At 72.9% G+C, this 11,982-nt stretch carries 12 protein-coding genes; 8 read left to right on the top strand and 4 right to left on the bottom strand.

Translation table 11 applies throughout. The features are described 5' to 3' along the window. Window position 1 precedes the first annotated feature (1 nt). Window positions 2–625 carry an MOSC domain-containing protein gene (locus tag J7E22_RS05660; protein ID WP_308159180.1) on the bottom strand — a complete coding sequence of 208 codons (624 nt, stop codon included), beginning with the start codon at window positions 623–625 and terminating at the stop codon, window positions 2–4. A gap of 644 nt (window positions 626–1,269) precedes the next feature. Between J7E22_RS05660 and J7E22_RS05655 the strand changes: the two genes are divergently transcribed. The 5 genes from J7E22_RS05655 (at window position 1,270) to J7E22_RS05635 (ending at window position 7,018) form a co-directional block, all read left to right on the top strand. Next, the gene (locus tag J7E22_RS05655; RefSeq protein WP_214979737.1) at window positions 1,270–2,862 is read left to right on the top strand and encodes a DNA-3-methyladenine glycosylase 2 family protein; all 1,593 of its coding nucleotides are present in this window, start codon (window positions 1,270–1,272) and stop codon (window positions 2,860–2,862) included. Then, entirely contained in the window at window positions 2,859–3,386 is a 528-nt protein-coding gene (locus J7E22_RS05650) for a methylated-DNA--[protein]-cysteine S-methyltransferase (RefSeq protein WP_214979735.1), read from the top strand. The genes J7E22_RS05655 and J7E22_RS05650 overlap by 4 nt, the downstream gene beginning before the upstream one ends. Window positions 3,387–3,538: 152 nt before the next feature. Beyond that, window positions 3,539–4,372 (top strand): alpha/beta fold hydrolase, encoded by an 834-nt coding sequence (locus J7E22_RS05645; RefSeq protein WP_214979733.1) that lies wholly within the window; start codon window positions 3,539–3,541, stop codon window positions 4,370–4,372. A 105-nt stretch (window positions 4,373–4,477) separates the two neighbouring features. Next, entirely contained in the window at window positions 4,478–5,368 is an 891-nt protein-coding gene (locus tag J7E22_RS05640; RefSeq protein WP_214979731.1) for a hypothetical protein, read from the top strand. 174 nt (window positions 5,369–5,542) lie between these two features. Continuing rightward, on the top strand, window positions 5,543–7,018 hold the full coding sequence (locus J7E22_RS05635; protein WP_214979729.1) for an amino acid permease: 1,476 nt from the start codon (window positions 5,543–5,545) through the stop codon (window positions 7,016–7,018). A gap of 36 nt (window positions 7,019–7,054) precedes the next feature. On the opposite strand, the gene J7E22_RS05630 is transcribed toward J7E22_RS05635, so the two are convergent. Next, window positions 7,055–7,861, bottom strand: a complete 807-nt coding sequence (locus J7E22_RS05630) for a LysE family transporter (RefSeq protein ID WP_214979727.1) — start codon at window positions 7,859–7,861, stop codon at window positions 7,055–7,057. Window positions 7,862–7,931: 70 nt separating this feature from the next. Between J7E22_RS05630 and J7E22_RS05625 the strand changes: the two genes are divergently transcribed. Further along, complete coding sequence (locus J7E22_RS05625; protein ID WP_214979725.1) at window positions 7,932–8,876, top strand: LysR family transcriptional regulator ArgP; 945 nt, start codon at window positions 7,932–7,934, stop codon at window positions 8,874–8,876. Here the strand turns inward: J7E22_RS05625 and J7E22_RS05620 are convergent. Continuing rightward, window positions 8,858–9,403, bottom strand: coding sequence for a TetR/AcrR family transcriptional regulator (locus J7E22_RS05620; RefSeq protein ID WP_308159161.1), 546 nt, complete (start codon window positions 9,401–9,403; stop codon window positions 8,858–8,860). The two genes, J7E22_RS05625 and J7E22_RS05620, sit on opposite strands and share 19 nt — an antisense overlap. 140 nt (window positions 9,404–9,543) lie before the next feature. On the opposite strand from J7E22_RS05620, the gene J7E22_RS05615 reads away from it, so the two are divergent. Both J7E22_RS05615 and J7E22_RS05610 read left to right on the top strand, forming a co-directional pair. Continuing rightward, the gene (locus J7E22_RS05615) at window positions 9,544–10,578 is read left to right on the top strand and encodes an aldo/keto reductase (protein WP_214979721.1); all 1,035 of its coding nucleotides are present in this window, start codon (window positions 9,544–9,546) and stop codon (window positions 10,576–10,578) included. A gap of 63 nt (window positions 10,579–10,641) precedes the next feature. After that, window positions 10,642–11,139: a hypothetical protein gene (locus J7E22_RS05610; RefSeq protein WP_214979719.1), complete on the top strand. Its 498-nt coding sequence runs from the start codon at window positions 10,642–10,644 to the stop codon at window positions 11,137–11,139. A gap of 40 nt (window positions 11,140–11,179) precedes the next feature. Here J7E22_RS05610 and J7E22_RS05605 read toward each other — a convergent pair whose 3' ends face one another. After that, window positions 11,180–11,959: an Fpg/Nei family DNA glycosylase gene (locus J7E22_RS05605; protein ID WP_214979717.1), complete on the bottom strand. Its 780-nt coding sequence runs from the start codon at window positions 11,957–11,959 to the stop codon at window positions 11,180–11,182. Window positions 11,960–11,982: the final 23 nt, after the last annotated feature.

Genomic DNA, 11,982 nt, shown 5'->3' with positions numbered 1-11,982 from the left:
GTCAGGTGGTCGCGATCGGACCGCGTCCCGCTGCCGTGATCGGCAGTGCCGTGATCGGCACGGGACGGGCCGTGCGGAGGACGGCGGGGCCGAGGGTGAGCACGCCGTCGGACTCCGGGTCGCACCGCACCCCGCCGCGTCCACGCATCGCCCGGAAGGCGCCCGGGGCCACCTCGTGGTCCATCCAGGCGCACGGGTTCGCGGGGCGGTACCCGCGGAACCGGACGGGCCCGTCCCCGGAGTCCAGCGAGAACGGCTCCCCGCGGAGTGCCTCGACGTCGGCAGCCCGCAGGACGATGTTCCGGCGCGTGGCGGCCGGGTCGATCGCGACGCCACCCAGTTCGGTGCTGACGGCTTCGAGGCCCTCGAGCCCGATGAGGGTCACCGACGCGTGGACGTGCGCCCGGGCGGCGAAGTACCGATCGCCCACGATGCCGAGGCCGGCGCGCAGCTCGATGCGGTCCGGGAGTTCGTCGCCCGCCGGGGGGAGTGCGCCGTCGGCGGGGCGGCCCTCGTACCGGTGCCGCGGGGAGACGAGGAGGAGGACGAGCTCGACCTCCGTGCGGACGGGCAGCTCGTCGGCCGCGCCCGGCTCGGCCGCGCCCGGCTCGGCCACGTCGTCCACGGAGGTCACGCGCCCACGGTAGTAGCGCCTCCCGTCAGCCCGCGTGTCCCTGTCGCCACGGGACGCCCCCGTCCTCGCGAGGCGCCCCCGTCCTCGCGAGACGCCGCCGTGGCCGCGAGACGCCGCGAGAACCTGCGGCGTCTCGGCGACAGTGCGGCGTCTCGAGCAGACGGCGTCGTCTCGGTACGTTGGCGTCCTCGCAGAACTCCCCTCCCGGTCGCCGCGAGACGCCCCCGTCCTCGCGAGACGCCCCGGTGGCCGCGAGGCGCCGCGAGAACCTGCGGCGTCTCGGCGACAGTGCGGCGTCTCGAGCAGACGGCGTCGTCTCAGTACGTCGGCGTCCTCGCAGAACTCCCCTCCCGGTCGCCGCGAGACGCCCCCGTCCCCGCGAGACGCCCCGGTGGCCGCGAGGCGCCGCGAGAACCTGCGGCGTCTCGGCAGCAGTGCGGCGTCCCGAGCGGACGGCGTCCTCTCGGCGGGACGGCGTCGTCTCGGCCCGACGCCGTCGTCTCCCCCACACGCCGCCGTCTCAGGCCCGAGCCCCAGCCCCGCTCCTCCCGCGCCGCCCACCCCGCCTGCCCCACCACCACTGCCGCGTCCGATTCCCGCCAGTCCCCGTCAGCCGCCCGTGTCAGGGTGGACCCATGGACACCCCCGCACCCGACCCGCTGCACGCCGAGCGGTATCGTGTCGTCGCCTCCCGCGACGCCCGGTTCGACGGCCAGTTCGTCACCGCGGTCCACTCCACCGGCATCTACTGCCGCCCGAGCTGCCCCGCCCGCACCCCGCGCGAGACCGGCGTCACCTTCTACCGAACGAGCGCGGCCGCCCACCTCGCCGGCTTCCGTGCCTGCAAGCGCTGCCTGCCCGAGGCCACCCCCGGCAGCCCGGAGTGGGACCTCCGCGAGGACGTCGCCGGCCGCGCGATGCGCCTGGTCCTCGACGGCGTCGTCGAACGCGAGGGCGTCCCCGGACTGGCCGCCCGCGTGGGCTACTCCGAACGACAGCTCGGCCGGATCATGATGACCGAACTCGGCGCCGGCCCGAAGGCCCTCAGCCGTGCCCACCGCGCGCAGACCGCCCGGACGCTGCTCACCTCGTCGGACCTGCCGATCGCGGACGTCGCCTTCGCCGCCGGGTTCACGAGCGTCCGACAGTTCAACGACACCGTCCGCGAGGTCTTCGCCGTCACGCCGACCGCACTCCGCGCCCGCCGCACGCATCGGCCCGTGCAGGACGGCACGCTCCACGTGCACCTGCCCGCGAGGCCGCCGTTCGACGTGCAGGGGCTGCTCGACTGGCACGCGTTGCACGCCCTCCCCGGTATGGAGGAGACCACGACCGACGAACGAGGGCGGGTCACCTCCTACGGTCGGTTGGTGGACCTGCCTGGAGGCCCGGCCTGGTTCAGCGCGTCGGCCTCCGTCCCCGACGTGGCCGGGCGGGGGACGGGTATCGACCTGCGTGTGCAGGTCACGGACCTGTCGGACCTGCCGACGCTGGTCGCGCGCGTCCGCGCACTGTTCGACCTCGACGCCGACCCGGTCGCGGTCGACGCCGTGCTCGGGGCGGTGCCGGCCCTCGCGGCCGCGGTGGCGCGGGTCCCGGGGATCCGCCTGCCCGGCGCGGTGGACCCGCACGAGATCGTCGTCCGGACGCTCATCGGGCAGCAGGTGTCGGTGGCGGCCGCCCGCACGGCGCAGACACGGCTGGTCGCGGCGCTCGGGGCTCCGGTCGGGCCATCCTCCGGCCCGTCGGGCGTCGACGAGCCGCTGTCCGGCGGTCCGTTGCACGGCGGGGGCCGGCTGTTCCCGAGGCCAGCGGTCGTCGCGGCACGCGGCCGGGAGGTCCTCCGTGGCCCCGCCACACGTGTCGACACCGTCATCCGCGTGGCCGAGGCGCTCGCCGACGGGTCGCTGGTCGTCGACGGCGGGCAGTCGCTCGAGGACCTCCGCGGCGGACTCCTCGCGGTGAAGGGCATCGGCCCCTGGACGGCCGACTACGTCGCACTCCGTGTCCGACACCACCCCGACGTGTTCCTCCACAGCGACCTCGCCGTGCGCAACGGTGCACAGGAACTCGGACTGCCCGGAACGGCGCGTGAGCTCTCCCTATGGTCGGAGCAGGTGGCGCCGTGGCGGAGCTACCTGACGATGCACTGCTGGCGGCCGGTCATCGACCGCGCGATGACGACGGCCGCCGCGACCCGCACGAACCCCCGGAAGGACGAACGATGACGACCACTGCTCCTGCTCCTGCGACCATCCAGACCCTGGACACCCCCGACGGGCCCTTCACGGTCCTCGAAGACGCCGACGGTCGGGTCCTCGCCTCCGGGTGGACCGACTCCGTGGACCGGATCCTCGGTCGACTCGCCGACCGACACCGGCCGGAGCGGGTGCTCGACGGCATCGTCTCGGCGGCCGACGCGGTCGACGCCTTCTACGCCGGCGAGGTCGACCACGCCATGCAGGTCCCCGTCCGGCAGTTCGGCACCGAGCTCTTCACCGAGGGGTGGCGGCAACTGCGGGCGATCCCGCCAGGGGCCGCGCTGACCTACACCGAGCTCGCGGCTGCGATGGGCCGACCCGATGCCGTGCGGGCCGCGGCGAGCGTGTGCGCGCGGAACGCGCCGGCGCTCTTCGTGCCGTGTCACCGGGTCCTCCGGTCCGACGGGTCGCTCGGTGGCTTCGCCTGGGGACTCGACGTCAAGCGGTCCCTGCTCGAACGCGAGGCGGTCGGCACGACGGCCCTCGTCTGACGCCTCGCGGACGTGGTCGTCCTCCCCTGATTGCGGGTGTCGACGGCGGCGTCGGGTGCTGTCATGCTCGAAGGACCGACCCGCGCGGCCTGTCCTGCCTGCAGGAGCCCGACCCGGAGCCGACCCGGCGCGGTCGCCTTCCCGAGGACCACATGGACCAGCACGCCGACCGCACGGTCGTCTCCCCGGACGGCACGGCCATCGCCGTGTCGGACGTCGGGAGCGGTCCTGCGCTGGTCGTCGTCGCCGGCGCGTTCGACCACCGCGGCTCCTCGTACACGACCGGCCTCGCCGCGGTGTTGCGGGACCGCTACCGCGTCGTGACGTACGACCGTCGGGGCCGTGGTACCAGTGGTGACACGCTGCCGTGGTCGATCGACCGCGAGGTCGAGGACCTCGCCGCCGTCGTCGCGACCGTGGACGCCCCGGTGACCGCGGTCGGGTTGTGCGTCGGTGCCGGCGTCGTCCTGCACGGGCTCGCCGGTGGGCTCCCGGTCGTGCGAGCGGTGCTGTACGAACCGCCGTACCGGGCGAGTGTCGACCCGCACGCCGACGACGTGGTCTTCGCCGACCTGCTCGACGAACACATCGCCGTCGGCCGCCGGGCGCAGGCCGTCCGCGGGTACCTCGCGCAGGTGCTCGGCGTCCCGATGGGGCAGATCTCGGCGCTGCGGTTCAAGCGACGACTGTGGCGTTCCCTCGTGGCCCACGCGCACGTCCTCGCGCGGGACGTCCGGGTGCTCGGTGGCCTGGTGATCCCCGAGCGGACGGCAGCGTCCGTCGGTGTGCCGGTCCTGGTGGCCGCGGGCGACGACGGGTTCGGTTGGATGCGGCAGGCAGCGCACGCCCTGGTCGGGGCGATCCCCGGGTCGGAGTACGCCGAGGTCCGCGGACAGGGGCACGTGCTCGACCCGCGGGTGCTCGGGATGCTCCTCGACCGGTTCATCGAGTCCACCCCGCAGCCCGAACCGCAGCCCGTCGCCTGATCCGCCCGACGACGCGTGACCGGACCGACGACCCCGTGATGGCCGGACGACCGCGCGGAGTGCACGGCGGTGCGTGCGGAGCAGTCGGTGCGAGAGGATGACCAGGTGACTGCACCCCGCCTCGGACTGCTCCTCGACGTCGACGGCCCCATCGCGAGCCCCGTCTCCCGCACGATCGCGATCCCGAGCATCATCGAGGACCTCGTGGCCCTCGCTGCCGAGGGCATCCCGGTCGTCTTCAACACCGGTCGGAGCGACGCCTTCATCCGCGAGCAGGTCGTCGGCCCGCTGCTCGCCGGCGGCCTCGCCGAGGGCGGCCGGGTGCACGCCGTGTGCGAGAAGGGCGCGGTGTGGTGCTCGATCGGCCCGCAGTACGACGGTGGCATGGGCGAACTGACCGTCGCCGACGACCTGGCGCTGCCGCGGGACTACGCGGACGAGATGCGCCAGCTGGTCCACGACGAGTACGCCGACCTGGTGTTCTTCGACGAGACCAAGCGTGCGATGGTGTCCGTGGAGCAGCGCGTCGACGTGCCGAACCCGACCTACCTGGCACGACAGCCCGAGTTCGACGCGAAGGCGATGGCCGCGCTCGAGCGCCGCGGTCTCGGTGTCCGCCGGCTCGACGACGTCCGGCCCGACGCATCGGGGGCGGTGCAGTGGCGTGTGGACCCGACGATCATCTCCACCGACGTCGAGTCCGACCGCAGCGGGAAGGACCTCGGGGCCGAACGGTCGCTCGAGCTCCTCGCGCTCGACGGTGAACTGCCGGTGGCGTGGCGGACGATGGGCGACTCCCGGAGCGACTACGCGATGGCCGACTGGCTGCACGCGAACGGACACCAGGTCGCACACGTCGACGTCCGACCCGCCGACGGGGTGCCCACGACGCCGTACCCGGTGCTCACCGCTCCCGCCGGCGTCATCCACGACGAGGCCGGCGCCCGGTTCCTGCGCGACTGGCGCCGATCCGCTGAGCCCGGTCGAGCCTCCTAGCCGCCGCCCACCGCACGCGCGCAGCCAGCGCGCCGCACGCGCGCAGCCAGCCCACCGCACCCGCGCAGTCAGCCCGCCGCACCCGCCCGACGCGCGCCCCCGTCCATTTGCGTGCCCCGGTGGTACACCAATACCATCTCGGGGTCCGCCGCCAGCCGATGACGGGAACCACCCTTGGCCACGAAGCTCCGCATCAAGTCCATCGAGGCCTCACTGGCCGACTCCGAGGAACAGGGCCGCTCCCTCAAACGGTCCCTGAAGACGTTCGACATCGCCGCCATGGGCATCGCCGTCGCGGTCGGAGCGGGCATCTTCTCGGTCGGTGCGAACGCTGCCGCGAACTTCGCCGGACCCGGCGTCATCGTGTCGTTCCTCCTCGCCGCTGTCACGTGCGGGCTGGCGATCATGTGCTACGCCGAGTTCGCGTCCACGATCCCGGTCGCCGGCTCCGCCTACACGTTCACCTACGCCACGATGGGTGAGCTGCTCGCGTGGATCGTCGGGTGGGACCTGATCCTCGAGACGCTCACCGCGAGCGCCGTGATCGCGAAGTACTGGGGCATCTACCTCAGCACCGCGTTCGACGTGTTCGGCGTCACCCTGCCGAGCACGATCCAGCTCGGACCCATCGGGTTCACGTGGGGACCGGTGCTGATCGTCGGCATCTTCACCGTGCTGCTCGCGTTCGGGACGCGGCTGTCGTCGCGGGTGTCCGCGGTGATCACCGTCATCAAGGTCGCGATCGTCGTCTTCGTCATCGTCGTCGGGGCGTTCTTCGTCAAGGCGGCGAACTTCACGCCGTTCATCCCGCCGTCCCAGCCGTCGAAGGGCGCCGAGGGCAGTGTCTGGACGCAGTCGCTCGTGTCCTGGTTCACCGGGTCGGAGCCCGCGCAGTACGGCGTCTTCGGGCTCCTGGCCGCGGCCTCGCTCGTCTTCTTCGCATTCATCGGGTTCGACGTCGTCGCGACGAGTGCCGAGGAGACCGAGAACCCGCAGAAGACGCTGCCGCGCGGCATCTTCATCGGCCTCGGCATCGTGACGCTGCTCTACGTCGGCGTCAGCATCGTGATCACGGGCATGGTGTCCTACCAGCGGCTCGCGCAGGAGGACGCGCCCTCGCTGGCCTCCGCCTTCGACATCGTCGGGCTCCCGTGGGCCGCCGGCATCATCGCGATCGGGTCCCTCATCGGCCTCACCACGGTCGTCATGGTGCTGCTCCTCGGCCTGTCCCGCATCGTGTTCGCGATGAGCCGTGACGGACTGCTGCCCCGCTGGTTCTCGAAGACGAACCCGAAGACCCAGACCCCGGTCCGCGTCCAGGTGGTCGCGGGCGTGGTCGTGGCGCTGCTCGCCGGGTTCACCGCGGTCGACAAGCTCGAGGGCATGATCAACATCGGGACGCTGTCCGCGTTCGTGCTCGTGTCGGTCGGCATCGTGGTGCTGCGGAAGTCGCGGCCGGATGCACCGCGGGCCTTCCGGGTGCCGTGGTCGCCCGTGGTGCCGATCCTGTCGGCGGTGCTGTGCTTCTGGCTGATGCTGAACCTGGAGGTCGAGACCTGGCTGCGCTTCGTCGTGTGGCTCGTCATCGGCTTCGCGGTCTACTTCGGCTACAGCCGGCGCAACAGCCGCGTCGGCCAGTCGATGCGGTAGCGCGGGCGAGGCACCGGTTCGACTCGCGTCCGGCGCTCACACCCCCAGCGCGAGCGAGGCCCCGAACCCGAGCATCACCACGGCGACCAGCCCGTCGAACACGCGCCAGGTCACCGGCCGCGCGAACAGCGGCCGCAGCAGCCGCCCCCCGAACCCGAGTGCCCCGAACCACAGGCAGCTCGCGGCGATGGCACCGGCGGTCCACCACCACCGGTCGTCGATGCCCTGCTGGTTGCCCACCGCCCCCAGGAACACGAGCGTGTCGAGGTACACGTGCGGGTTCGCCCACGTGAACACGAGCATGGTCAGGACCGCCGTGCGCATCGAGACCCCGGCGGTCTGGCGACGGGTGTCGCGTCCGCCACGTCCCTCCGGTTCGTTCCGGCCTGGAGGCACGGTGCCCGCCCGCCCCGCCGGTTCCGCAGGCTGCGCCGCCGGTTCCGCGACCTGCCCGGCCAGGTCCGCACGCGCCTCCAGGCCGACCGCGACCGGAACCGGGACCGAGTCCCCGTCCTCCGCCACCCGCATCACGTCGCCGGTCGGCCGGAGCGCCCGCCGTGCCGCGAGCACACCGTAGGTGACCAGGAACGCCGCTCCCACGAGCCGGACCACCACGAGCGCCACCGGGAACCGCTCGACGACCACCCCGACCCCGAGTACCCCGGCGACGATGAGCGCAGCGTCGGAGGCCGCGCACACGACGACGGCGGCGGCCACGACGCGGAGCCGCGCGCTCACGGCCAGTCGCAGCAGGTAGGTGTTCTGCACCCCGATGGCGACGATCAGGGCGAGCCCCGTCCCGAGGCCGGACAGGGCGGGCAGCAGGGTGTGGAGTGCGGTCACGACGACGACGCTACGGCCGGCGGTGCCTGTAGACCAGCTCACGTTCCTTCACCGTCGTAAGCTGCGCTGCATGCTCCGGTTCCAGCGTGAACACCTCGAGACCCTCCTCGCCGCCGTCGACCACGGGACCCTCGACGCCGCCGCGCGAGCGTTGTCGATCACCCCGTCCGCGGTGTCGCAGCGCATCAAGTCCATGGAACAGCAGGTCGGACGCGTGCTGTTGCAGCGCACGACGCCGGTGCTCCCCACCCCCGACGGTGAGGTCGTGCTCCGCCATGCTCGGCAAGCGCGCCTGCTGGACGAGGAGACCTCGCGGGCGTTGGGCTCTGCGGAGCACCCGGAGGACACCGTCCCGTCGATCCCGCTCGCGGTGAACGCCGATTCCCTGGGGACGTGGTTCCTCGACGCCCTCGCCCTGGTGCGCGCGGACACCGAGGTGGTGTTCGAGCTGCACCGTGAGGACCAGGACCGGACCGCTGCCCTCCTCCGGGCCGGGACAGTGATGGCGGCCGTGACCGCGGAAGCCGACCCGGTGCAGGGGTGCTCGTCGGTCCCGCTCGGCATCGACCGGTACCGGGCGGTGGCGGCTCCGGCGTTCGTCGAGCGGTACCTCGGCGGTGCGGACTCCGAGCGGCGCATGCTCAGCCGGCTCGACCGGGTCCCGCTCGTGGACTACGACCGTGCCGACGACCTGCAGCAGGGGTTCCTCCGCCGGGTCCTCGGACACGCTCCCCGCGGGCCACGCCACTTCGTCCCCACGTCGGCCGACTTCGCGCGGGCGGTGTCGCTCGGCTTCGGGTGGGGGCTGCTGCCCGAGGCGCAGTGTCTCGGCGCCCTGGGCCGCGGCGAGCTCGTCGAACTGACCCCCGGGCGCCGAGCGGACGTCGCGCTCTGGTGGCAGCGGTGGAACCTGGCGTCGCCGTTGCTCGAGCGGGTCACCGAGGCCGTGCGCACCACCGCTGCCGACCGGCTCCACCCACCGCGGGCTGCCGGCGGTCAGGCGATCGCGCGGTAGCGGAGCCCGTCGACGAGCAGTCCGACCATCAGCTGGCTCTGCTCGGCCGTCGGAGCGCCGTGGCAGAGGTCCGCGACCGCGTGCAGCAGCTGCGACGCGTCGACGTCCGGGCGGATCGATCCGGCGGCCGTGGCGGCGTCGAGGAGTCCGGTGAGGGCGTCCCCGAGCGTCCCGAGGAAGTACGCCGGCAGCGCTTCGAACGCGGGGTCGCCGGAGTGCAGCGCCGCGGCGAGCCCCCGCTTGGTGGCGACGAACTCGGTGAACCGCTGGAGCCAGCGTGCGAGTGCCTCGTCGGGGGCGTACGCGGCGCTGAGCTCGTCGGCCGCCGCAGCGCATGCGTCGACCGCCTGCCGGAACACCGCGACGACCAGGTCCGAGCGCTGCGGGAAGTGCCGGTAGAGCGTGCCCACCCCGACCCCCGCCCGGTCCGCGATCACCTTGGCGGGTGCGTCGACCCCGTCCGCGGCGAACACGGACTTCGCGGCGTCGACCAGGGCGTCCAGGTTGCGTCGGGCGTCGGCGCGCACGGATCCTCCTCGTTCGGGACGTTCTTCAGAATGCTCTTGCATAAACGGAAATACGTTCCGTATAGTTCCGGAAGAGCGTTCCGCTTCGGGTCACCATACGGCACCGGAGGCGGGGACGCCATCGAACAGGAGGCACGCTCATGCAGTACCGCACCCTCGGCAAGACCGGCATCCAGGTCAGCCCCTTCGCACTCGGCGCGATGATGCTCGGCACCGACGGCCGCATCGGCAACGGCGACGAACAGGACTCGATCCGCATCGTGCACCGCGCGCTCGACGCCGGCATCAACATCATCGACACCGCCGACCGCTACTCGCAGGGCGGCTCGGAGTCCCTCGTCGGCAAGGCGCTCAAGGGCCGTCGCGACGACGTCGTGATCGCCACCAAGTTCAACGGCCCGATGAGCGACGACCCGAACCACCGCGGCAACTCGCGCCGGTGGATCATGTCCGCCGTCGAGGGCTCGCTCCGCCGCCTGCAGACCGACCACATCGACCTGTACCAGGCGCACCGCCCGGACGACACGGTGGACGTCGAGGAGACCCTCTCGGCGCTGACCGACCTGGTGCGGAGCGGCAAGGTCCGTGCGATCGGGTCGTCGGACTTCCCCGCATCGATGCAGGTCGAGGCGCAGTGGACCTCCGAGCGCCGTGGACTCGAGCGGTTCCGCACCGAGCAGCCGACCTACTCGATCCTGAACCGTGGGATCGAGCGCGAGGTCCTCCCCGTGGTCCAGCGCTACGGCATGGGCGCGCTCGTCTGGAGCCCGCTCGCCGGGGGCATGCTCACCGGCCGGTTCCGCAAGGGGCAGCCGAGCGACCTCGCACGGGTCGACATGTTCCAGCACAACCGGGACGAACGACGCATCGACGCCGTCGAGCAGGTCGTCGCCCTGTCCGAGGAGACGGGCATCCCGATGACCCACCTGGCGATGGCGTTCGCGATCGCGCACCCCGGCGTCACGAGCGCCCTGATCGGACCACGGTCGATGGAGCAGCTCGACGACCTGCTCGCCGGGGTGGACGTGACCCTGTCCGACGAGGTGCTCGACCGCATCGACGCCATCGTGCCGCCGGGCACCGACGTGGGTCGGCTGGACCAGCAGTACAACCCGCCCGCGGTGCTCCAGCCCGGACTCCGCCGCCGCCCGGTCGCCGAGCGTCCGGCTGCCTGAGGCCCCCGCGCGAGGCGGATCGTCTGGGCGGCGGCACACCGCGCGCCGCCTACCGTCCCAGGCATGACGACGCGAGCCAAGACCGCCTCGGCGCTGATCGGCGCCGCCACCATCGCCCTGCTGCTGACCGCTTGCTCCCCCGGGGACGCGCAGAACATCAACCCGGTGGGCAAGGTGCCGGGCGCGGAGGAGAAGTCCCAGCCGGCGGCGTGCAGTGTCGCCTCGAAGGCCGCGGTCGACCGCATCGCCGCCGCCGTGGGAGCGCACGACACCACCGAGGTCGCGAACGTCGCGAAGGCCGACGGCGGCTGGTACCTCGGCGCGGACATCGTCCCGGCGGACAGCCACGACCCGAACCAGGACGAGGTCACGATCTGGGCGACGACCACCGACCCCACGAAGGACGGCTTCGACGGGCAGCTCTACGCGGTGAACAAGGCCGCGAAGGACGCCAGCGCCGCCCGCACCGCCTCGGCCTCGCCCGCGCCGAGTTCGTTCACCGCCGGATCGACGGGTGCCCGCAAGGTGAAGAGCTGCGTGGTCGAGTCGTCCACCCAGTGACCCCGGTCGGGGCCGACGAGTCGGCCTGGTGGGCACGGGGTCACGTCTGGCAGCGCGGGCACCAGTACGTGTCGCGGAGCGTCAGGTCCGACTCGCCCAGTTCGCCGTACCGGATCGGCGTGCCGCACCGGAGACACGGCTTGCCCGCGCGACCGTAGACCCAGAAGCGCCGCCCCGGACGGTCGACACCGGTCGTGACGCGAGCGCTCCGGTCCCGGTTCGCCAGGATGAGCCGGCTCGCGAGCGCGATCACCCGCGCCGGGTCCCGCACCTGTTCGACGGGTCGGGTGGGGAGCACCCCGCGCAGGAAGCACAGCTCGTTCCGGTACACGTTCCCGAGGCCAGCGAGCACCCGCTGGTCGAGCAACGCCAACCCGACCGGCCGCTCCGGGTCGCGGGTCAGGTTCGCGAGCGCGAGGTCGGCGTCCCAGTCGGGCCCGAGCAGGTCCGGACCGAGGTACCCGACCACCTCGGACTCCTGGTCGCGCGGCACGACCTCGAGCACCCCGAGCGTGAAGCCGACCGTCGAGACGTCCGCCGCGTCCAGGATCGCTCGGGCCTGGTGGGCGGGCCGTCGCCAGCGCTCGCCCGGAGCGTAGACGTCCCACCGCCCCTCCATCTTGAGGTGCGAGTGCACCGTCAGGTCGCCGATCCGGTGCAGCAGGTGCTTCCCGCGTGGCACGACCTCGTCGACGGTCCGGCCGACCAGGTCCAGGGTCGCGAACGCCGGGACGCGGAAGTCGCTGCGCGTGAGCACCTTCCCCGCGAGCGCGGTGTGCAGCCGCTTCGCCGCCCGGTAGACGGTGTCGCCCTCAGGCACGGGTCACCCCCACCGGCCGGGAG

Source organism: Curtobacterium sp. ISL-83 (assembly GCF_018613895.1).
Classification (GTDB): domain Bacteria; phylum Actinomycetota; class Actinomycetes; order Actinomycetales; family Microbacteriaceae; genus Curtobacterium.
The sequence above is the reverse complement of the archived record's forward strand: the minus strand, read 5'-3'. Positions and strand labels throughout refer to the sequence as shown.

Excerpts from the sequence above, each read along its gene's own strand:
- J7E22_RS05655 (WP_214979737.1), top strand. The coding sequence starts at position 1,270 with ATGGACACCCCCGCACCCGACCCGCTGCACGCCGAGCGGTATCGTGTC.
- J7E22_RS05650 (WP_214979735.1), top strand. The coding sequence starts at position 2,859 with ATGACGACCACTGCTCCTGCTCCTGCGACCATCCAGACCCTGGACACC.
- J7E22_RS05645 (WP_214979733.1), top strand. The coding sequence starts at position 3,539 with ATGGACCAGCACGCCGACCGCACGGTCGTCTCCCCGGACGGCACGGCC.
- J7E22_RS05625 (WP_214979725.1), top strand. The coding sequence starts at position 7,932 with ATGCTCCGGTTCCAGCGTGAACACCTCGAGACCCTCCTCGCCGCCGTC.
- J7E22_RS05615 (WP_214979721.1), top strand. The coding sequence starts at position 9,544 with ATGCAGTACCGCACCCTCGGCAAGACCGGCATCCAGGTCAGCCCCTTC.
- J7E22_RS05610 (WP_214979719.1), top strand. The coding sequence starts at position 10,642 with ATGACGACGCGAGCCAAGACCGCCTCGGCGCTGATCGGCGCCGCCACC.